Source organism: Devosia salina (genome assembly GCF_019504385.1).
Lineage (GTDB): Bacteria > Pseudomonadota > Alphaproteobacteria > Rhizobiales > Devosiaceae > Devosia > Devosia salina.
Genome location: NZ_CP080590.1, coordinates 805,586 through 825,472, shown reverse-complemented (window position 1 = coordinate 825,472; position 19,887 = coordinate 805,586). Strand labels below are relative to the sequence as shown.

At 64.5% G+C, this 19,887-nt stretch carries 18 protein-coding genes; 13 read left to right on the top strand and 5 right to left on the bottom strand.

Going from position 1 to position 19,887, the window contains the following annotated elements; genetic code table 11:
- Positions 1-6: 6 nt before the first annotated feature.
- Genes K1X15_RS03945 through K1X15_RS03935 form a run of 3 tightly spaced genes read left to right on the top strand, consistent with a single transcriptional unit; the run spans position 7 to position 3,944 of the window.
- A complete protein-coding gene (locus K1X15_RS03945; protein WP_240549657.1) occupies positions 7-2,658 on the top strand; it encodes an outer membrane protein assembly factor BamB family protein in 2,652 nt (883 codons plus the stop codon).
- Positions 2,659-2,694: 36 nt separating this feature from the next.
- Positions 2,695-3,447: a cytochrome c oxidase assembly protein gene (locus tag K1X15_RS03940; protein WP_240549656.1), complete on the top strand. Its 753-nt coding sequence runs from the start codon at positions 2,695-2,697 to the stop codon at positions 3,445-3,447.
- Entirely contained in the window at positions 3,444-3,944 is a 501-nt protein-coding gene (locus K1X15_RS03935) for a CopD family protein (RefSeq protein WP_220306183.1), read from the top strand. The genes K1X15_RS03940 and K1X15_RS03935 overlap by 4 nt, the downstream gene beginning before the upstream one ends.
- Here the strand turns inward: K1X15_RS03935 and K1X15_RS03930 are convergent.
- The gene (locus tag K1X15_RS03930) at positions 3,925-4,482 is read right to left on the bottom strand and encodes a DUF2231 domain-containing protein (protein ID WP_220306182.1); all 558 of its coding nucleotides are present in this window, start codon (positions 4,480-4,482) and stop codon (positions 3,925-3,927) included. The two genes, K1X15_RS03935 and K1X15_RS03930, sit on opposite strands and share 20 nt — an antisense overlap.
- A gap of 72 nt (positions 4,483-4,554) precedes the next feature.
- On the opposite strand from K1X15_RS03930, the gene coxB reads away from it, so the two are divergent.
- Genes coxB through K1X15_RS03915 form a run of 3 tightly spaced genes read left to right on the top strand, consistent with a single transcriptional unit; the run spans position 4,555 to position 7,966 of the window.
- The gene (coxB, locus tag K1X15_RS03925; protein ID WP_240549655.1) at positions 4,555-5,157 is read left to right on the top strand and encodes a cytochrome c oxidase subunit II; all 603 of its coding nucleotides are present in this window, start codon (positions 4,555-4,557) and stop codon (positions 5,155-5,157) included.
- The gene (gene ctaD, locus K1X15_RS03920; protein WP_220306180.1) at positions 5,154-7,655 is read left to right on the top strand and encodes a cytochrome c oxidase subunit I; all 2,502 of its coding nucleotides are present in this window, start codon (positions 5,154-5,156) and stop codon (positions 7,653-7,655) included. The genes coxB and ctaD overlap by 4 nt, the downstream gene beginning before the upstream one ends.
- Positions 7,652-7,966 carry a hypothetical protein gene (locus K1X15_RS03915; RefSeq protein ID WP_220306179.1) on the top strand — a complete coding sequence of 105 codons (315 nt, stop codon included), beginning with the start codon at positions 7,652-7,654 and terminating at the stop codon, positions 7,964-7,966. The genes ctaD and K1X15_RS03915 overlap by 4 nt, the downstream gene beginning before the upstream one ends.
- 16 nt (positions 7,967-7,982) lie before the next feature.
- On the opposite strand, the gene K1X15_RS03910 is transcribed toward K1X15_RS03915, so the two are convergent.
- Together K1X15_RS03910 and K1X15_RS03905 are read right to left on the bottom strand one after the other, a co-directional pair.
- A complete protein-coding gene (locus tag K1X15_RS03910) occupies positions 7,983-9,902 on the bottom strand; it encodes a DUF5054 domain-containing protein (protein WP_220306178.1) in 1,920 nt (639 codons plus the stop codon).
- 8 nt (positions 9,903-9,910) lie between these two features.
- The gene (locus K1X15_RS03905; RefSeq protein WP_240549654.1) at positions 9,911-10,951 is read right to left on the bottom strand and encodes a LacI family DNA-binding transcriptional regulator; all 1,041 of its coding nucleotides are present in this window, start codon (positions 10,949-10,951) and stop codon (positions 9,911-9,913) included.
- Positions 10,952-11,251: 300 nt separating this feature from the next.
- On the opposite strand from K1X15_RS03905, the gene K1X15_RS03900 reads away from it, so the two are divergent.
- From K1X15_RS03900 to K1X15_RS03875, 6 genes are all read left to right on the top strand, one after another.
- A complete protein-coding gene (locus tag K1X15_RS03900) occupies positions 11,252-12,595 on the top strand; it encodes an extracellular solute-binding protein (protein ID WP_220306176.1) in 1,344 nt (447 codons plus the stop codon).
- A 212-nt stretch (positions 12,596-12,807) separates the two neighbouring features.
- Positions 12,808-13,752, top strand: a complete 945-nt coding sequence (locus K1X15_RS03895; protein ID WP_220306175.1) for a carbohydrate ABC transporter permease — start codon at positions 12,808-12,810, stop codon at positions 13,750-13,752.
- Between the two features lie 10 nt (positions 13,753-13,762).
- Positions 13,763-14,593 carry a carbohydrate ABC transporter permease gene (locus tag K1X15_RS03890; RefSeq protein ID WP_220306174.1) on the top strand — a complete coding sequence of 277 codons (831 nt, stop codon included), beginning with the start codon at positions 13,763-13,765 and terminating at the stop codon, positions 14,591-14,593.
- A gap of 6 nt (positions 14,594-14,599) precedes the next feature.
- Positions 14,600-15,703 carry an ABC transporter ATP-binding protein gene (locus K1X15_RS03885; RefSeq protein WP_220306173.1) on the top strand — a complete coding sequence of 368 codons (1,104 nt, stop codon included), beginning with the start codon at positions 14,600-14,602 and terminating at the stop codon, positions 15,701-15,703.
- 173 nt (positions 15,704-15,876) lie between these two features.
- Positions 15,877-17,280 carry a CehA/McbA family metallohydrolase gene (locus K1X15_RS03880; protein ID WP_220306172.1) on the top strand — a complete coding sequence of 468 codons (1,404 nt, stop codon included), beginning with the start codon at positions 15,877-15,879 and terminating at the stop codon, positions 17,278-17,280.
- A 2-nt stretch (positions 17,281-17,282) separates the two neighbouring features.
- The gene (locus K1X15_RS03875) at positions 17,283-18,137 is read left to right on the top strand and encodes a sugar phosphate isomerase/epimerase family protein (RefSeq protein WP_220306171.1); all 855 of its coding nucleotides are present in this window, start codon (positions 17,283-17,285) and stop codon (positions 18,135-18,137) included.
- A 19-nt stretch (positions 18,138-18,156) separates the two neighbouring features.
- Here the strand turns inward: K1X15_RS03875 and K1X15_RS03870 are convergent, their stop codons facing one another.
- A complete protein-coding gene (locus K1X15_RS03870; protein WP_220306170.1) occupies positions 18,157-18,396 on the bottom strand; it encodes a hypothetical protein in 240 nt (79 codons plus the stop codon).
- A gap of 6 nt (positions 18,397-18,402) precedes the next feature.
- Complete coding sequence (locus K1X15_RS03865; RefSeq protein WP_220306169.1) at positions 18,403-19,068, bottom strand: helix-turn-helix domain-containing protein; 666 nt, start codon at positions 19,066-19,068, stop codon at positions 18,403-18,405.
- Positions 19,069-19,175: 107 nt separating this feature from the next.
- On the opposite strand from K1X15_RS03865, the gene K1X15_RS03860 reads away from it, so the two are divergent.
- Entirely contained in the window at positions 19,176-19,886 is a 711-nt protein-coding gene (locus K1X15_RS03860; RefSeq protein WP_220306168.1) for a response regulator, read from the top strand.
- Position 19,887: the final 1 nt, after the last annotated feature.

Below are 19,887 nucleotides of genomic sequence, written 5' to 3'. Positions count from 1 at the left end.
ATAGTCATGACAGATCACCACACCATGCATCACAACGCACATCCGGGAGGCCGCTGGTACGCCTGGCTGCTTGGATTGATCGTCGGATTGATCGGGATCACGATCACAGTCGGGGGCGTCTGGCTCGCGACCCTGGGGGGCTCCTGGTACTATCTGATTGCCGGAGCCGGTCTGTTGGCGACCGCGTTCTTCCTGTTCCGGCAGGAGATGCTTGCGGTCTGGCTATACCTCCTCACCTATCTCTTCACTCTTGCCTGGGCCCTGTGGGAAGTCGGCTTCGACGGATGGGCGCAGGTGCCGCGCCTTGTGGCGCCAACGGTGATCCTGGTTCTGGTTCTGCTGGCCATCCCGACGCTACGGCGCCGCGAAAGCATAATGGGCGCACGCACGGCCGCCCCTGCGGCCATGGCCATTGTCGGGGTGTTGGGCGTCATAGGGCTCACAGGTCCCGCACGCACCGATCATGCAATGGCACAGGAAGCCGGCTCGCCCGCACAGGACGAGCCGGTCAGTGTCGAGCCACCGGCCCCTGACGTCGCTCCCGAAGTCGAGGCCCAATCGCGTGAGGCCGAGGACGTTGCACCTCTGTCGCCGGCAAATGACCAGCCCGCCCCTGCCGAAGACGGTGCTGCTCCGGCGCCTGGCACAGACGCGTCGGCCCCGCAGGCCGGCACACAAGAGGCTTCCGCGCCGAGCGCGCCGACAACGCCAACTGGCATAGAAATTCGCGCCGCCGCGCCGGCCCTCGAAACCGGCGCCGACTGGCCCGCCTATGGCGGCACTTATGAGGCGCGTCGCTTCTCGCCGCTCGCCAGCATCACGCCCGACAATGTCGGTCAGTTGCAACGCGTCTGGGAATACCGGACCGGCGATATGCCGAGCGAAGAGGCCGAGGGCAAGTATTCTCCGGAGAACACGCCGCTCAAGGTGGGCGACGATCTCTATCTGTGCAGCGCCATGGGCATCGCCATTTCCGTGGATGCCGCCACCGGGCGCGAGGAATGGCGCTACGATCCCGAGGTGCCCGTTGACGCCATTCCTTATGGCGCCACCTGCCGCGGCGTCACCTATTACGCGGTGCCCGACGCCGAACCCGATAGCCTCTGCGCAACGCGGGTCATCTGGGGGACGCTCGATGCGCGGCTGATCGCCGTGGACGCGAAGCTCGGGCAACCCTGTCCCGATTTCGGCATGAACGGGGAGGTCTATCTCGAGGACGGTATCGGCGACACGGTGCCGGGCTGGTATTCGATCACCTCCGCGCCCACCATCGTCCGTGGCATCGTTGTCACCGGCGCGCAGGTGCAGGATGGTCAGGCCGAGGATTCTCCCTCCGGCGTCGTGCGCGGCTATGATGCGGTGACCGGCGAACTGGCCTGGGCCTGGGACCTGGGTAATCCCGGCAACCGCGGTGCCCCTGCGGAAGGCGAAGTCTATACCCGTGGCACGCCCAATATGTGGACCACGGCCGCCGCCGACGAAGAACGCGGTCTGGTCTACCTGCCGCTCGGCAATTCGGCCGTGGACTATTACGGCTCCAATCGCAGCGAGCTCGAGAACGAATATGCGACATCGCTGGTCGCCGTGGACGTCACCACGGGCGAAGACGTCTGGCATTTCCAGACCGTCCACAACGACGTTTGGGACTATGACCTGGGCTCGCAGCCGAGCCTGGTCGACTTCCCGGCCGATGACGGGACGGTTCCGGCCATCATCCTCTCCTCCAAGCAGGGCGACATCTATGTGCTGAACCGGGAGACCGGGGAGTCGCTATTCCCGGTCGAGGAGCGCGAGGTGCCCACGGGCATGGGCGTGGAGCCGGGCTATCTCTCCGAGACCCAGCCCTTCTCGGCCTATCACAGCCTGCTCTTCCCGGCGCTGGAGGAAAAGGACATGTGGGGCATGAGCCCGCTGGACCAGCTCTGGTGCCGCATCCAGTTCCGCATGGCCAATTACGAGGGTCCCTATACCCCGCCCACCACGGATGGCCGCTGGATCCAGTATCCAGGCTATAATGGCGGGCAGGACTGGGGCTCGATGGCGGTCGATGTGGAGCGCGGTATCCTCATTGCCAACTACAACGACATGCCCAACTACAACCGGCTGATCCCGCGCGAGGAAGCTGGCGACGCCCATGCCATTTTCGAGCCGGAATACCAGCCGGGCGGCTCCGAAGCCGGACCGCAGCTTGGCTCGCCCTATGCCATCGACGTCAATGCTGGCTGGCGCGAGAGCTGGACCGGGCTGATGTGCAAGCAGCCGCCCTATGGGGGCCTGCGTGCCATCGATCTGGCGACCGGTGAAACGCTCTGGGATGTGCCGCTCGGCACCGCCCGCGCCAATGGCCCATTCGGCATTCCCTCCATGCTGCCGTTCAAGATCGGCACGCCCAATAATGGCGGCCCCCTGGTGACCGCCGGTGGACTGGTGTTCATCGCCGCGGCGACCGACAACCTGATCCGGGCGGTCGATATCGAAACCGGCGAAACGGTGTGGAGCGACACGCTTCCGGCTGGTGGGCAAACAACGCCGATCACCTATTCGGTCGGCGAACGGCAATTCATCGCCATCGCACCGGGCGGTCATCACTTCATGGAAACGCCCATCGGCGACTACGTCGTCGCCTGGGCCCTGCCTGAGGGTGATGGGGCCGAATAGCCCCGGCTCCGCCCGATCACAGCAAACGGAACGGAAATGGACCCAGCGTCAGCCTTTTCCTTCGACATGAGCTATTGCGGATCGCCACCGACCCTGGACACGCTCTGGGGCCGGTGGAACTTCGATCCGCTGCTACTGACGGCGCTGATTGCGCTCGCGATGGGCGCTGCGTTCACCCTTCGGCGGGCGGAGCGTCACCGGCAGCTCGCCTTTTGTGGCGCCTGGCTGCTCGCGGCCGTGCTCTTCGTCTCGCCAATTTGCGCGGCCAGCGTGGCGCTGCTCTGGGTGCGGGTCACGCACCACATCGTCCTCACCATGGTGGTGGCGCCGCTCCTGGCGCTGGCGCTGCCTGCCGCGTGGGCCCGCCGAATAGGGATGCTGCCCGCCCTCGTCGTCTCGACAATGGCGATGTGGCTCTGGCATGCGCCTGATCTTTATGCCTCGGCCTTCGCCCACCCCGCGATCTATTGGGCGATGCAGGCGAGCCTCTTGGGCAGTTTTGCCTGGCTCTGGCTGGGGCTGCTGCGCAAGGACGGGGCCATGACCGCGGGAACCGCGGCCCTTCTCAGCGCGATGCAAATGGGCTTTCTCGGCGCGCTGCTGGTCTTTGCGCCGGGGCCGCTCTACCTGCCGCACCAAGCAACCACGTTCGCCTTCGGCTTCACACCGCTGGCGGACCAGCAATTGGCAGGCCTCATCATGTGGGTGCCGGCGAACCTGCCGCTCTTGGCGCTGGTGCTCTGGCGCCTGGCGGATGCTCTCAAGCCCCGGGGGGCGAGCCCCGGATGATCATGATCTGGATCAAGTTCATCCACGTGGCCGGCATCGCGCTCTGGTCGGCGGGGCTGATCGCCCTGCCCTTTCTCTTTCGCCAGCGGCGCGGCCTTGCGGGGCAGCGGCTGCACGAGCTGCACTCGTTCACCCGCTTTTTCTACATCAACCTGGTGTCGCCGGCGGCCTTCGTGTCGGTGGCCTCGGGCACGGCGCTGATCCTGATGCAGGAGACATACAGCAACTGGTTCTATGCCAAGCTGGTCGGCGTCTCCGCCATGACCGGCATCCACATTTTCTCGGGACTGGCGATCCTCACCATTTTCGAGCGGACGGGTCACTATCACACCGGCCGCTTCCTGCTGGCGGTCCCGCTGACGATTGTCGTGGTGGGCGCCATTCTCGTGCTGGTCCTGGGAAAGCCGGAGATGGATTGGCCAACGCCAATCGACAGCTTCTTTGCCCCGGGCGCCCTCTCGGAATGGACCGCCTGGATCACTGGCGGGTGGAAATGATGAGACCGACGCCATGATCGAACACCAGCTTTCCGCCGTGCCAACTGGCAAAGGCCGTGGCCATGCTGGCCAGAACCGAGAGCATGAGACCCGCCGGCAGGATCTGCTCGGGGAAATTGATGCGCAGCCCGGCATTGGCCGCCGCGATCGCCAGCAGCACCATGGCCGCCACGGCATGGTTCCAACTCGCCACGCGCACCCGGATGCCGGGCACGGCCAGCAGTTCGAGCGTCCCGGCCAGGGCGGCAAACACGCCGAAGGCGAAGGCCGCGCCTGCCGACCAGGTGCCGACCGCGACCCAGAACTGGTCGGCGGTGTACCAGTAGAAGATGTCGATCCCCAGCGTGGCGATGATGAAGGCGATGGGGAAATGCACCATCATGGCGTGGATGGGATGGCCCGCCACGGCAATGGCCGAACCGGTGTCCTGCTCGGCCACCTCGCGAATACGCGGATTGGGATGATCGGCCCGAATTTCCGGTGGCGCCTCCTCCTGGGCGATTTCGTCCTCTTCGGCGCGGCGCGTGTCGTCGGACATGGATCTCTTCCCTGGGTCAGGATTGCAGCTCTGGCTGCAACGCCGCTGGTGCTGACCGGTTGCAGCGGAGAGTTGTCGGCGCTGGATCCTGCCGGGCCTCGCGCGGCCAATCTGGCATTGCTCTGGTGGGTCATGTTCTGGGGCGCAACGGCGCTGTTCGCCCTGGTCATGGCCCTGTTCGCCCTCGCCTATCTGCGCAGCGACCTCGTGGCGCGCCTCACCCCCGGCCAGTGGATCGTCGGGGGCGGGCTGGTGCTGCCCATTCCCATCCTTGTGCTGCTGACCGGCACGGCACTGGTGCTGGGCGAGCAATTGCTGCCCAGGGGCGATGCGCCGGTCCGGATCGAGGCGCAGGCGCAGCGCTGGAACTGGTCCTTCGCCTATCCCGGCGGCGTGGTGGTGCCCGGCGAGACACTGCACCTGCCGGCCGGCGTGCCCGTCGATATCGTCGTCACCTCCGCCGATGTCATCCATTCATTCTGGGTGCCCAGGCTCGGCGGCAAGATCGACGCCATACCCGGCCACACCAATGTCATCCGGCTCGAAGCGGACGCACCGGGCATCTACTGGGGACAATGCGCCGAATATTGCGGCGAGGGCCATGACGGCATGCAGTTTCGCGTGGAGGCCCACGCGCCCGCGGATTTTGCTGCGCTGATGGAGGCAGGCCAGTGAGTCAGACCCCATCTCCCATCCGCCTCCACAAGCAGTTGGATGCCATCTGGCAGACCCCTTCGGGATGGGGGCGGCTTTCCAGCGTCAATCACACCGTTCTGGGCAAGCGCTTCATGTTGGTGGCGCTGGTCTTCTTTGCCATTGGCGGGCTGCTCTCCATGCTGATCCGCGCCCAATTGGCGACCCCCGACAGCGCCTTTCTGGGCCCCGAACTCTACAACCAGATCTTCACCATGCATGGCACGGTGATGATGTTCCTGTTCGCCATTCCCATGTTCGAGGGCTGTGCTGTCTATATGCTGCCCAAGCTCTTGGGCGCGCGCGACATGGCGTTCCCCCGGCTCACTGCCTATGGCTTCTGGTGCTATCTGTTCGGCGGCACGATCCTGATCGTCGCCATGCTGCTGGGCGCCGCCCCCAATGGGGGCTGGTTCATGTATACCCCGCTCAGCTCGCGCCCCTATACGCCCGGGATCAACGCCGACGTCTGGCTTCTGGGCATAACCTTTGTCGAAATTTCCGCGGTCACTGCGGCGGTTGAAATCTTCGTCACCATTCTCAGGATGCGGGCGCCGGGTATGAGCCTGCCGCGCATGCCGCTCTTTGCCTGGTACATGCTGGTGACCGCCGGGATGATGATCTTCGGCTTCCCGCCGCTGATCCTGGGCTCGATCCTTCTCGAACTCGAACGGGCTTTCGACCTGCCGTTCTTCGACCCGAACCGGGGCGGTGATCCGCTTCTCTGGCAGCACCTGTTCTGGCTGTTCGGCCATCCGGAAGTCTATATCATCTTCCTGCCTGCCGCGGGCGCGCTCTCCACCATCATCCCGGTCTTTGCGCAACGCCCCATGCTGGGCTACCGCGCCATCATCGCGGCCATCGTCGCCATGGGTTTTCTCAGCTTCGGGCTCTGGGTGCACCACATGTTCACCGTGGGTATTCCCCATATGGCCCTGGCCTTCTTCTCGGCGGCCAGTGCCCTGGTTGCCGTGCCCACGGCGGTGCAGATCTTTGCCTGGATCGGCACGCTGGCCTCGGGCCGGCCGCGCTGGGACATCCCCATGCTCTATGTGGCCGGGTTCTTCGTGGTCTTCGTCATTGGGGGGCTGACGGGGGTCATGCTGGCCATGGTACCGTTCAACACCCAGGCCCATGACAGTTATTTCGTGGTGGCGCATCTGCACTATGTGCTGGTCGGCGGCTTCGTATTCCCCATGCTGGCGGCCATCTACTACTGGCTGCCGCATATTTCGGGGCGGCAAAGTCTCTACCGGCTTTCCGTGCCGGCCTTCTGGCTGATCCTGATCGGCTTCAACCTCACTTTCTTCCTCATGCACCTGACCGGGTTGATGGGCATGCCGCGCCGCATTTCCACCTATCCCTCCAACTGGGGCTGGGACTGGCTGAACCTGCTCTCCTCGATTGGCGGCTTCATCCTCACCATGGGCCTTGCCCTGGTGCTGGCCGATATGGTGCTGCAATTCCGCCTGGGGCGGCGGTACCGTCGCGATCCCTGGCAGGCCGGGACGTTGGAATGGGCCACGGCGACGCCACCGCCGACCTACAATTTCGCCGCCCTGCCCCGCATCGACACGCGCGCCGACCAATTGTCGCCGGACCGGATCGGTCCTCGCCTGGCCGGCGGTGAGGGCTATCTGGGTTTTGCGCGCAATGGCGAGCAGGAAACGCTGGCCGTCGACATCGCAACGGGCGAAATCGATCATGTCATTATCCTGCCGCGTCGCAGCTTTCTGCCACTATGGACCGCGCTGGCGACAGGAAGCATCTTTCTCGCGCTGTTGTTCAAGCTCTACTGGGCAGCGCCCTTGGGCGCGCTCGTGACCCTGGCCCTGTTTCTGATGTGGCCGCGTAGCCTTGGGCAGCGGCGCGATGTCGGGCCGGTCGATATCGGCCGCGGCGAAACGGCCGTACTCGACGCCGAGGCAGTGGGCAATGTCACCGTGTTGGCCAACCGGACTGCCGTGGCAATGAATGGGACCTTGTTCGCCTCGCTGCTGTTCGGAGGCCTCTTCCTGCTGATTGTCGCTCCGAACTGGACCGATATCGCGCCGCTCGATATGCCCATATGGGCAGGTCTTTCCGCCCTGCTGGCCGCGGCAGCGGGCGCTGTGCTGGCCTGGCTGGCCCGGAAGCGCAACGGCGCCGGCAGGCCCGCCGGCGGTTTCCTGGCCGCCGCCGCCATAGCGCAGGGCGTTGCTACTGGGCTGGTGGTGCCCTTGATGCTGGCCGTGCCCGACCCAACCGGCCATGCGCGTCAGGCGGTGATCATGGCGGTCCTCTTATATGCCATACTGCATTGCGGCCTTGGCGCCCTCATGGCCGCGCACGGCGTCTGGCGCATCGGCCGCGGCTTCGTATCGGCGCGGCGTCAGACCGAACTGGTTCTGGCCACCTTGTGGGCGGCCTATGCGGCGGGCGCGACTGCACTTGCGCTGGGACTCACCCTGCTGTTGGGATCGGCGGGAGGCGGCTCATGACCAGCGGGGACAAGCGCGCATTGCTGTCGCTGGTGGCCGGCTTCACAGTCTGGTCGGCCGCTTTCGTGTTGCTCTATGCCCTGCAGGCGCTGGGTTGCGCCTATGGCTGGAGCCAACACCGGCTGGTCCTGTGCCTCGCCTTCGTCGTCGCCTCATTGCCCCTTGTCTGGCTGGCCTTCTGGCAATCACCGGCAGATGACGAGCCGGCGTCATCCCTCTCGGTCATCGCCCTCTGGGCCAATCGCGCCGCGCTCGGTGCCACAGTGCTGGTGTTCCTCGGCCCGATCGCCGCCGTCAGCCCCTGCCTCTAGGCCGCAGCGCCGCCCGCTATGACCCGAGCGTCACGACGAACCGGAAGGCGATGCTGCCCTCCCACCACATGGGGAAGTTGGTGCCCCATTTGTTGTTGTAGAGGCAGAAGCGCAGCCCTTCGCTGAAGTCCGGCACCTCGGGCTGAAACGGCATGAAGAGTGTGCCGGCGGGGGCAACGAGCGCGCTGTCGACCGGCATGATGGTCAAGGCGCCGGCGCGGGCCGCCTCCACGCCCTGCAATTGACCACCGCCGCGGCGCGCGATGTTGTCGCCGGCATTCCAGAGCCCCAGTTTCTGCAATGACCAGGGTCCGGCATTGCGCGGCGTGAACGTCAGGAAGCCGGCCTCCGGCATGCGATTGGCGGGTTTGGCCCGCAGGACCAGGCGGATTTCGACGCGATCGGCATCGAGGCCCCGGATGCCAATCTCGACGGCGGCGGGGGCCCCGAGCAGGGCGGCCGCGTCTTCCGGCATCTCTGCGCCTGCCGTGCTGGCGTCGGTGGAAATGCCGCGATGGAGGGGCTGGAAATGGCCGGTGCGCGCAGTCTTCGCCCCAGCAAGCCCCGGCTTGTCGTGATCGAGAATGGCCCAGTCCTGCCGGTGTTGCAGATAGCTGTCGAGATGGGTCTGCAATTCGTCCCAGTCGTAACTTTCATGCCGGTAGCCCAACAGGCTTCCCGCCGCCCCCTCGAGAACGCGTCCGTCCGGGGCGGTGATGCGGACAATATCGCTACTTTGCGCATCGAGGTCGGCTTGCCACCCCCCGTTCTGGATCTGCGTGCCCGGCACCAGTGCCGGGGACTTCCCCGGCTCCAGCGCTTCCAGCGCCATCCTGGCCAGAAGCCGATCGGCCGGGGCCAGGCAATCCACCGCCGCGGTGAGATAGGCGCGCTGTTCGCGCCAGGATTGCTCGGCATAGGCGAAGCGATAATCGCTGCGTCGCGCCACCTCGAAATCGGCGCGATCCCAAGCCTGCTCGTCGCGGAGATAGGTCTTGATGTCGACGCCCCAGGTATGCTCGGCCACCATGGCCAACTCACGTCCGAAGGCCAGCCGCTCCGGCGTCAGGGCCCCGGCCCAGCCATCATAGAGGCGCGACAAGGACCGGAACTGCGCCAGCTTCTCTGGATCGCTGGCCGTGCCGTGAATCCAGCTGTCGCCGATTTCGCTGGTGACGACAGGGAATGCCTCACGGCGCGCCCACATCTCGGCCCCGAACGCGTCCAGCGTCGAGGCCTTGATGTCGCTGTCCGGAAACTGGTGCTGCAGATGGCGCAGCGCCTCGACCGTCTGCCCCACGCTTTGCGGGCCGATATTGTCATTGGTATGCGCGAAGCTGAGGCCGATATCGGCACCTGCCGGAAAGTCGGTGGCGCCATATGAGCCCTGGTACATGACCACCACTTCCTCGCCCGAGGGTGCCCGCCAGCGGAAGATCGGCGGCACGTCGGGTACGGGGCTGGCCGTGTTGACGCCCAGATGCAGGAAGCGAATGCCCGCCTGGGCCAGTAGCGGCACCATGCCCAGCGTGTGCCCCGGCACATCCGTCATCTTGGCCGCGATGGTGGTCTTGCCGAAACGCTGGTCGAGTTCGGCAGCATAGGAGAGGCCGGCCCGGAAAATGGCCGGGGTCATCAGTTCGGTATGGGTGGTGAAAGGCAGGCCATGCCAGCCGATCAGGCCGCGTTCGATCGCCTGTTCCAGCGCCCGGACCCGCTCGGGCCCCTGCGAATTGAGGTGGTCCCATATCAGCCAGGCCCCGGTGGTCCAGACGAAAGCGGGCGCCTGCGGGTTCTCGTTGAAAAAATGGGCTCCCGTGGCAATGGCCTGGGGGATGAACTGCTCGTGATATTGCTGCCGCACGCGCGCTGCGTGGTCGGTGAAGCCGATATCGAGATGCGTCTTGAAGACGAGATGAATGGTGTTTTTGGTCATGGAAATGGTCAGCCGACCGTGCCGCGCACGACAAGGCGGGTGTTGAGGGTCTCTTCGAGGCCGGGCGCCTGTGGGTTGTTCAAGCGTCGCAGGATCAGACGCACCAATGCGCGCACGCGCGCCTCGAGGTCGAATTTCACCGTGGTCAGGTTGTAGCTTTTCCAGTGCGACTGGGCGATGTCGTCGAAGCCGACCACGCTGACATCCTGGGGTACGCGCAGGTTCAGTTCATGCTTGAGCGCATCGAGAGCCCCGAAGGCGCTGACGTCATTGGCGGCAAAAATGGCGTCGGCGCCCTCGCCGACCCGGAAAAGGTCGATCGTGGACTGGAAAGCCGCGTCATAGCCAAAATCGCCCTGAATGACGATGGGCGCCGCCATGCCCCGCTCGGCCATCACCTGGCGCAGCGTGGTCTCGCGGGCAATGCTGGCGCGGGACTTGTCGAGGCCGGAGAGATAGGCGATGCGCCGGACGCCATAGCCCTGCAGCAGCGCCACTGCCTGGTCGATGCCGTCGTGCTGGAGGATATTGAGGCGATCGAACAGCGGGCCGCTCTCGGGGGCCTCGGCCTCGCCCGCCAGCGGATAGTCGACATAGATGGGCACCGCCCGGTCGAGGAACCGGGTCAGCGTCTTGGGTTTGACGTTTTCGACGAAGGCAATCACCGAGTCGGGATTGAAGCCGCGCATATAGGCCAGCAATTGCTCGTCCATCGAGTAGTCGGTGCGGGTCTTGAACAGCAGCGTAGCGAAGCCCTCCGCCTGCAAGGCGGTGGTCAGAGCGTCGATTTCCTGACTTTCCCAATTGCTGCACACATCGGGCACGATGACGCCGACCAGGTGGGTGCGGCCGCTCACCAGCGCCCGCGCTGCGCGGTCCGGCGTGTAGTTCAATTCCTGCGCGATCCTGAGGATCAGTTCGCGCTTTTCCGGCTTGAGCGAGGTGTGTGGGTTGAAGGCGCGCGAGACCGCAACGCGTGACACCTTGGCGCGCTCAGCAACCATCTCGGCCGTCGCCCTGCCCCGCGACACTCCGGCACCCTCCGACACTGAACCCCTCCCGCCCATGCACATTTTGAAAGCGTGTTCACTTTCATCGGGCGTCAACCCAGCAAAGTCAAGCTAGCCCAGAATCTGGAAACTCACAATAATTCGACCGATTGTCACCGGAATGTCGCGATTCTCTGCGATCCAAGGCCACGCTTCTCTGACGAAACTTTTCCACCGCGAATTCTCCGCATTGACGAAAAGTGAAAACGTGTTCAATCTGGCCAGGTCGGGTGCGAGGAGCCATCCGGCCAAGACCGGCTACCGGAGAATTCGGAGCCATCATTTGGGAGGAATTCAACGATGAAGAATCGTATTCGCGCACTTGCGCTTGGCCTGATCGGCGCTTCTGCCGTGGCCGTTCCGGCCTTTGCCGTTGACCTGGACATTACCTGCCGCTGCGTCATCGGCGGCGTGAACAGCGCCACGGCCCAGTGGCTTGAAGAACAGGTCATTCCGGCCTTCGAGGCCGCCAATCCCGACATCAATGTCACGCTGAACCAGTTCGGTGGCGAGGATGCCCAGCTCACCCAGCAGCTGGCCCTCGACTTCTCGACCGGCGCCGGCCCCGACATCTCCGCTTTCGACGGCTTCCTCATCCCGGCCTTTGCCGAGGGTGGCCAGCTCAAGTCGCTCGACGACCTGATCGGCGAGGACTACGCCAATTGGGAAGGCTGGGATCATATCTCGCCCGGCATCCGCTCGATCATGTCCTATGACGGGGAAACCTATGGCATTGGCCTGGGCACCGACGTGCGCATGATCTTCGTGCGCAAGGACCTGCTCGAACAGGCCGGCATCGCAGCCGACTGGCAGCCCAAGTCCTGGGACGACGTGCTCGATGCGGCCCGCAAGCTCAAGGAAGCCGGGATCGAAGCCCCGCTGCAGCTCAATGCCGGCGTTGCCATGGGCGAAGCCACGACCATGCAGGGCTATTGGATGGCGCTGCTCGGCACTGGTGAAGGCGTCACCGACGAGAACGGCAAGTTCGTCGTCGAAAGCCAGGGCATCCTGGACGTGCTCAACCTCTACAAGACCATCTATGTCGATGAAGGTCTGGGCGACCAGCGTGCGCAGCTGCTGGCCGATGGCCGCAACCGGTCCTTCGCCAATTTCCGCGACGGCAAGACCGCCATGCTGGTCGAGGGCGACTGGTTCTACCGCTCGGTCACCGCACCGGGTTCGGAATTCGAGGTCGCCGACCGCGACAATGTCATGAGCTGGGTCAAGATGCCGGCCGAAGAGCCCGGCGCCGCCATTCGCGGCCAGGACTTCGTCTCGATCTCGGGCGGCACCGGCTTCGTGATCAACCCGAACACCGACACGCCGATGGAAGCCTGGAAGCTGCTCTCCTTCATGATGAGCAAGGAACAGATGACGGCCTTCCAGGACTACCAGCCGGGCATCCGTTCGCGCTCGGACGTGCCGATCCCGAACAACCCGTTCCTGACCGAAACCAGCCAGACGCTGCTGCCCCTGACCACGGCGCGTCCGAACAACCCGAACTACAACGCGGTGTCGCAGGAAATCCAGCGCATGACCGAAGCGGTGGTGTCGGGTGAACTGTCGCCGGAAGACGCCATGGCCCAGTACAAGGCCGCGGTGATCGGCATTGTCGGTGAAGAAAACACCGTCAGCCTGCTCTAGTTCCTTCCCGGGGATGCCCGGCGCCCCTCGGGGTGCCGGGTTCTGCCGGCGGCCAGCAAAAGAGTATTCACACCCACTGGCCGTCCTCGGACTTGATCCGAGGACCTATCGACACAGGCACATGCTGCGCGTGGCCCTCGGGTCAAGCCCGAGGGTGGCACATAGTGTGACGAGCGTCGAGCCATGCCATGCCTCAGACCAAGGCGAAGCCCATGACCACCGAACCCATCACCACGCGGCCCAAGCGCAAGTCGCGCAACTTCGCGCTCCTGTCCAATCGAGCCGGCGCAGCCTTCATGCTGCCGGCCGGACTTCTGGTATCGGTCTTCGTCATCGTCCCGTTCTTCTGGGTGATCTTTGTCTCCTTCACCAACCGGACGCTGATCGGCAAGACCGCGCTCAATCCCGACTTTGTCGGCCTGGGCAATTACCTGGCCCTATTCGACCCGGCGACCTTCTTCCAGCGCGGCCAGTTCGGTTTTTCGCTGATCCTGACCACGCAATTCGTGCTGGCCTCGGCGCTGATCGGCCAGGCCCTGCTCGGCCTTCTGCTGGCCTGGCTGATCCAGACCGTGCCACCCTGGATCAAGCGCATCACCGAAACCTTCGTCATCGCTGCCTGGATCCTGCCCGAAGTGGTCATCGGTTTTGCCTGGTTCGCCTTTCTCGATCGCGACAATGGTACGCTCAATGCGCTGCTCACCGGCCTCGGCCTGCCGCAGGGCGATTTCCTGCTGCAGCAGCCCTTCTGGGTCATCGTGGTGTTCAACACCTGGCGCGGCGCGGCCTTCTCGATGATGCTGTTCAACTCGGCGTTTTCGTCCATTCCACCGAGCTATTTCCAGGCCGCGGACGTGGCCGGCGCCTCCAGCTGGCAGAAATTCCGCGATATCGGCCTGCCGCTCATTCGCGGCCATATCGTCACCGATCTCATCCTCATCACCATGTGGACCTTCAACACGTTCACGCCGTTCCTTTTGACCAATGGCGGGCCGAGCTACCGGACGGAGCTGGTGTCGATCTACAATTACCGCGTCGCCTTCCAGGACTTCCAGTTCGGCAAGGGCGCCGCCGTGGGCGTCATCATGATGCTGATCAACCTGGCCTTTGCGCTCGTCTATCTGCGCCTGGGCCGCAAGAAGGCCCCGAAGTCCTGAGGATCGCGCCATGAACCTGACCCTGCCCGCCTTTGTCGGCCGCATCGCCTTCTCCGCCCTTGCCGCGCTGATCGGTGCCGTCTTCGCCCTGCCGCTCCTGTGGTTCCTGTTTGCGCCGTTCAACGCGCAGGCCGAGATGGGGCTGGCGCTGCCCGACCCCTGGACGCTGAGCAATTTCGTCACCGTGTTCGGCAATTCCTATGCCGTGCAGGCGCTGTGGAACAGCTTCATCCAGGCCACCGGCGGCGTCATCCTGGTCGGCGCCGCGGCGACGCTGGCCGCCTATGCCCTGTCGCGCTCCTCGGTGCCGGGCAAGGGTGCGGTCACCTATATCCTGCTGCTGTTTTCCTCGGTGGTTTCGGGATCGGCAGCGATGGTGCCGATCTTCCTCATCATCTCGGCCGCCGGCATCATGGATACCCATATCGCGGTCATTCTCACCTTCGCCGGCGGGTTGCTGCCCACCGCCATGTTCATCCTGCGTGACTTCATCGATTCCATTCCCAAGTCGTATGAGGAAAGCGCCATGGTGGCGGGCGCCTCGCCGGTGCAGGCCTTTTTCGACGTGGCCCTGCCGGTCATCCGGCCTGGCATCGTGGTCGTGGTCGTCTGGGCCTTCGTCAATATCTGGGGCTCGTTCCTGATCCCCTTCATCCTCCTCCGTAGCTCGGACAACATGCCGGCTTCGGTGGCCATCTATTCCTTCTATTCGGAGGCGGGCACGCCCATCGTCACGCTGCTGGCCGCCTATTCGCTCATCTACTCCCTGCCCGTCGTGGCGCTCTATCTCTTCGTCAGCTGGAAGTTCGGCTTCCGGTTCTTCGGCGGCATCAAGGCTTGATCATCCATGGCATCTGTTGAATTCAAAAACGTCACCAAGAGCTTTGGCGACTTCAAGGCCGTCTCTGACGTCAATTTCGATATTGGCGATGGTGAGTTCGTCTGCCTGCTCGGGCCCTCGGGCTGCGGCAAGACCACCTCTCTGCGCATGATGGCGGGGCTCGAAACGCCGACCTCCGGCCAGATCCTGATCGGCGGCGAGGAGGTAACGCATCTCCACCCCAAGGACCGCAACATCGCCATGGTGTTCCAGGATTATGCGCTCTATCCGCATATGAACCTGGCCGACAACATCGCCTATCCGCTCAAGGTGCGCGGCGAAGCCGTCGCCAGCCGCCATGGGCGCGCCCGCGAGGTCGCCGACGTGCTCAAGATCGGCCATCTCATGGATCGCCTGCCCAGCCAGATCTCGGGCGGCCAGCAGCAGCGCACCTCGCTCGCCCGCGCCCTGGTTTATCCGGCCAAGGTCTATCTCTTCGACGAACCGCTCTCCAACCTCGATGCCAAGCTGCGCCTGGAAGCCCGCGGTTTCCTCAACCACTTGCAGCGCGACATGGGGATGACGGCGGTCTATGTGACCCATGACCAGGCCGAGGCCATGGCGCTCGCCACCCGCATTGCGGTGATGGATCAGGGCAAGATTGTCCAATACGCTTCGCCCATCGAAATCTATCGTCGCCCGGCCACCACCTTCGTCGCCAATTTCGTGGGCAATCCGCCGATGAACCTGGTCGAGGTCGAGGGCACACAGGTCGATGGACAGCTGGCGCTCAAGGGCGAAGGGCTGACCATGGCCGGCCTGCCCATGACCGATGCGATCGGCAAGGCACTGGCAAATAGTTCGAAACTGACGCTTGGCGTCCGGCCCGAGCATCTCTCGCTCACGGCGGCCGGTGCGATCAACTCCATCAGCGCCCCGCTCTTTGCCAATGAAAACATGGGCCCGGAAAGCCTGGTCACCATCGATCGTGGCGAAGGCGCCCGCGTCACCGCCCGCATCTTTACCGACGACCACCTGGACGTCTCCGACCAGGTGAGCCTGAGCTTTTCGGCCGAGCACGTGCATCTGTTCGACGCGGCCGGCAAGCGCATCCCCGCCGTTGGGGAGTGATGCGTGCGCGGCACCACGGCTTGCGTCATCACCCCACCCTCATTCCCTCCCCATCAAGGGGAGGGAGGCGCAGGACCTCGGCGCCTGAGCTCATCGTCTCCCTCCCCTTTGTGGGGAGGGACCAAGGGTGGGGGTTCGGAGCCATCTGCGGCGCCGCAGTCTGAGAAACAGCCATGAAAACCATCATCGCCCACGTCACCCGCGCCGACCAGGCCGCAAACCCCTACTACTACATTCCCTTTGACGTCCCCGAAGGCACGACCCGCATCGATGTGACCCTCAGCTATGCCAAGGCCGAGGACTGCATCATCGATCTGGGCGCGTTCGACCCGCGCGACACGGGTTATCCGACCGCAGAGGGCTTTCGTGGTTGGAGCGGCGGCGCGCGCGACCGCTATTTCATTGCCACCGATGACGCGACGCCGGGCTATATCCATGGCGAGATCCACCCCGGCACCTGGAACGTCATCCTCGGGCTCTACCAGGTTCCCGAGGCCGGAGCGGACGTGACGGTCTCCATCGCTCTCGACAGCGCCCCCCGCAAATTGGAGCCGCAGCCGGCCCGCACCTTTCCAGTACGATCCGAAGCCGGCTGGTACAGGGGCGACCTGCATTGCCACACCTATCATTCCGATGCGCGCGGCGCCCCGGAACTGCTGCATGCTGCCGCCAAGCAGGCGGGCCTCGATTTTCTCGCCATTGCCGACCACAACACCATCACCCAGCGACGCTATTTTCACCCCCAATCCTCGCCGGACCTGGTCTTTGTGCGCGCCATGGAAGTGACCACCGCCGTGGGCCACGCCAATGTCTATGGCGTGGACGAGTGGATCGATTTTCGCATGACCAGCCCCTCGGACGCCCATGTGCTGGAGCGCCTGGTGCATGACAAGGGCGGGCTGCTCTCGATCAATCACGACAAGCCCACCATTCCCTGGGACTACGACTTCCCCGCCGCTGACTGCCAGGAAGTGTGGCAATCGACCTGGATGGCCTGGAACTGGGTCTCGCTGGAGCGCTATCAGCGCCGCCTCGCCTCCGGCATGAAGCTGTCGGCCATTGGTGGCTCGGATTTCCATCAGCCCGACCGGCTCCTGCCTGAGGGACCGCTGGTGCTGGCACGCCCGACCACAGTGCTGTTCCTGCCCGAGTTGAGCGAGGACGCGGTGCTGGCCGCGATGAAGTCAGGCCACGGCTATGTCACCGAAAGTCCCACTGGCCCGCATCTCGAAATCCGCACTGGCGAAATAGCGATGGGCGGAACGGCCAGCGCCATCCCTGCCATCGACGCGGTTATTCGCGGTGCTGCCGGCGATCGCCTGGTGCTGATCGATGCGACCGGTCCCGTGGTCGATGTCGAGATCGGCAGCGACGACTGGTCCGTCACCCTCCCACTGCCCCAGGTCAAGACATTCATCCGCGCCGAAGTCATCGCCGCTGCGAGCCGGCCGCGCATGATTGACGAGTTCACCTCCGCGCTCGACGGCCGCGACCTGCCCTGGCAGCTCAAGGGCGCCGACCTTGCCCAGCAGCCCATCCGGCGGGCCCTGAGCAACCCCATTTATGTCGAGGCCTGACCATGCTGATCGGCAATGCGCCCTGTTCCTGGGGCATCACCTACCCCATTGGCAACAGCTTCACCTGGCAGCAATATCTCGATGAAGTGGCAGCGGCCGGATATCGCGGCACGGAGCTGGGGCCATTCGGCTTCCTGCCCAAGGATGCGAACCTGCTCAAGGCCGAGCTGGACCGCCGCGGACTGACCCTGATCGGCGTCACCCATGTCCACACCTTCAGCGATACGGGGACGACACCACAGTTCATGGCCACATTGGCCGAACTGGCCCGCCTGCTTGTCTCGCTGGAGGCCCGGCACCTGGTCATCATGGACGAAAGCAATGCCTATCCTCCGGGCCAGGAAGGCGTTCTGGATGAATCAGGCTGGCGCGGCCTCATCAACATGGTGGCCGATGCCCGCAAGCTGGTCGAAGATGAATTCGGCCTCAAGCTCAGCTTCCATCCGCATATCGGCACCGCCATCGAGAAGGAGGCGCAGATCGACCGCTTCCTGGCCGACACCGAAATCGATCTTTGCTTTGATACCGGCCACCATGCCTTCTGGGACCAGGACCCGATTGCCTATATGGAGAAGGTCTTTCCCCGCATCGCCTATATGCACCTGAAAAATGTCGACCCGGCGGTGCGCGCCCGCGTTCTCTCGGGCGAACTTGCGGTCAGCGATTCATACGCCGCCGGGGTCATGTGTCCCTTGCCCGATGGCGCCGTCGATATCCAGGCGGTGATGCGCCTCCTGACCGATCGCGGGTTTGATGGGCCCGTCGTCGTCGAGCAGGACATGGCCGAGAACGCCAGCGAAACGCCGCTGCAGCTCGCCGCGCGCAATCTCGCCTATATGAACGGGCTACCGGCCTGAGGCTCGGACCCGGTCGAGCTCAGCTGTCTCTATCGTGGACCTCGACCCGGCTGGCTTCACTGGACAGCAGGATCTCGAGCAGACGGCGCTCGATGGTGGGTGGCAGAATCACTTCGAGCCGGCAGCCATCTGCACCGACCGCAACGTCATCGGCGCGAATCTCGATGCCGCTTGCGCCTTGGGCGATCAGGGCCCGGCGCATTGCATGGGCGGCTTCGGTGCTGTCAAAGTGGGCGATAGCGAAACGGGCACGCGGCATTTCGGATCAGTGGACCACAGCCTCGCATTCGGCCAGCGCCTGCAGGCGTCCGAGGTCGCGCAGGATGAAATTGCCCCGCCCCGGCAGGTCAATGATGCCCCGCAGCTTGAGCTTGGTGAGGTTGCGGCTGACCGTCTCGATCGTCAGCCCCAGGTGATCGGCGATGTCGGCGCGGCACATGGGCAGGCTGATGCGCTGGTCATTGGCCAGCTTGCCGGTGCGGGTGGCCAGCGAGAGCAGGAAACCGGCGATGCGTTCCATGGCCGACTTGCGGCACAGCAGCAGCGAAAGCTCATGCATGCTGGCGATTTCGCCGGCGGCCAGGGTCAGCAGCTTCTCGCCCAGTTCGGGGCGCTGGCGCATGGCCTGCGAAATGTCGCCACGCGCGGTCACCTGTACCCGGGCCGGGGTCAGTGCGTCGCAATCGAAGCGATAGGCATCGCCATGACCAAAACCGATAATGTCGCCGGGATAGGCGAAGGCGACGACCTGGCGGCGGCCATCCTGGAACACCTTGGTTGCCCGGAAGACGCCGGTCACCACTTCATAGAGGGCGTCGGCGTGGTCGCCTTCATGGAACAGCACTGTGGTGGCGCCGACCACGCGACCCGGCGCGTCGGCCGCATTGCGCTCCGCGTGGCTCTCGGGGGCTGCGTGGGGAAACAGGTACATTTTTCGGCTCCATTCCGCTGTGGTGAAACGGAATTGACCACGCGGACGTAATCGGCCTATCCGGTAATTGTAACCGATTGTAACGGCGCAACCTGGCCCATCGCCCCATGCAGACGCACCACATCCTTATCGTGGACGACGATGCGCAGATTCGCCGCATGCTGCGTCGCTGTCTCGAAGACGAGGGCTATCGCGTCAGCGAGTCGGGGGATGGCGAAAATATCGAGGCGGCGCTGCGCGGCGGCGTGGACCTGGTGACGCTGGACCTCAATCTGGGACGCGCCGACGGGCTGGCCGTGGCCCGCCAGATCCGGCAGGTCTCGGAGGTGCCGATCATCATGATCACCGGCAAGGGCGACATGATCGACCGCATCGTCGGCCTCGAGCTGGGCGCTGACGACTATATCGCCAAGCCTTTTCACCTGCGCGAAGTGCTGGCGCGCATTCGCAGCGTACTGCGGCGCAGTGCTGCGGGCGGCGCTCCCGCGGCGTCATCGGGCGGTCTCATTCGCTTCGACGGTTTCGTGCTCGACCCGACCCGGCGCAGCCTTGTCGGCCCGGACGGCAATGACATTGGCCTGACGACCGGCGAATTCGACCTGCTGCTGATGTTCTGCCGCAATGCCCATGCGGTGCTGGACCGGGACAGGATCATGGACCTGCTCAAGGGGCACGACTGGGCCCCCAACGACCGCAGCATCGACAATCAGGTGGCCCGGCTGCGCAAGCTGATCGAGACCGACACGCGCAATCCGCAGCTCATCAAGACGGTACGGGGCGCCGGCTACAGCTTCACCCCGCGCAGCCTCGAGAGCTGAC

What these genes read in the sequence shown, in the direction of transcription:
- K1X15_RS03945 (WP_240549657.1), top strand. Translation starts at nt 7, where the DNA reads ATGACAGATCACCACACCATGCATCACAACGCACATCCGGGAGGCCGC.
- K1X15_RS03940 (WP_240549656.1), top strand. Translation starts at nt 2,695, where the DNA reads ATGGACCCAGCGTCAGCCTTTTCCTTCGACATGAGCTATTGCGGATCG.
- K1X15_RS03935 (WP_220306183.1), top strand. Translation starts at nt 3,444, where the DNA reads ATGATCATGATCTGGATCAAGTTCATCCACGTGGCCGGCATCGCGCTC.
- K1X15_RS03930 (WP_220306182.1), bottom strand. Translation starts at nt 4,482, where the DNA reads ATGTCCGACGACACGCGCCGCGCCGAAGAGGACGAAATCGCCCAGGAG.
- K1X15_RS03915 (WP_220306179.1), top strand. Translation starts at nt 7,652, where the DNA reads ATGACCAGCGGGGACAAGCGCGCATTGCTGTCGCTGGTGGCCGGCTTC.
- K1X15_RS03910 (WP_220306178.1), bottom strand. Translation starts at nt 9,902, where the DNA reads ATGACCAAAAACACCATTCATCTCGTCTTCAAGACGCATCTCGATATC.
- K1X15_RS03900 (WP_220306176.1), top strand. Translation starts at nt 11,252, where the DNA reads ATGAAGAATCGTATTCGCGCACTTGCGCTTGGCCTGATCGGCGCTTCT.
- K1X15_RS03895 (WP_220306175.1), top strand. Translation starts at nt 12,808, where the DNA reads ATGACCACCGAACCCATCACCACGCGGCCCAAGCGCAAGTCGCGCAAC.
- K1X15_RS03890 (WP_220306174.1), top strand. Translation starts at nt 13,763, where the DNA reads ATGAACCTGACCCTGCCCGCCTTTGTCGGCCGCATCGCCTTCTCCGCC.
- K1X15_RS03885 (WP_220306173.1), top strand. Translation starts at nt 14,600, where the DNA reads ATGGCATCTGTTGAATTCAAAAACGTCACCAAGAGCTTTGGCGACTTC.
- K1X15_RS03880 (WP_220306172.1), top strand. Translation starts at nt 15,877, where the DNA reads ATGAAAACCATCATCGCCCACGTCACCCGCGCCGACCAGGCCGCAAAC.
- K1X15_RS03875 (WP_220306171.1), top strand. Translation starts at nt 17,283, where the DNA reads ATGCTGATCGGCAATGCGCCCTGTTCCTGGGGCATCACCTACCCCATT.
- K1X15_RS03870 (WP_220306170.1), bottom strand. Translation starts at nt 18,396, where the DNA reads ATGCCGCGTGCCCGTTTCGCTATCGCCCACTTTGACAGCACCGAAGCC.
- K1X15_RS03865 (WP_220306169.1), bottom strand. Translation starts at nt 19,068, where the DNA reads ATGTACCTGTTTCCCCACGCAGCCCCCGAGAGCCACGCGGAGCGCAAT.
- K1X15_RS03860 (WP_220306168.1), top strand. Translation starts at nt 19,176, where the DNA reads ATGCAGACGCACCACATCCTTATCGTGGACGACGATGCGCAGATTCGC.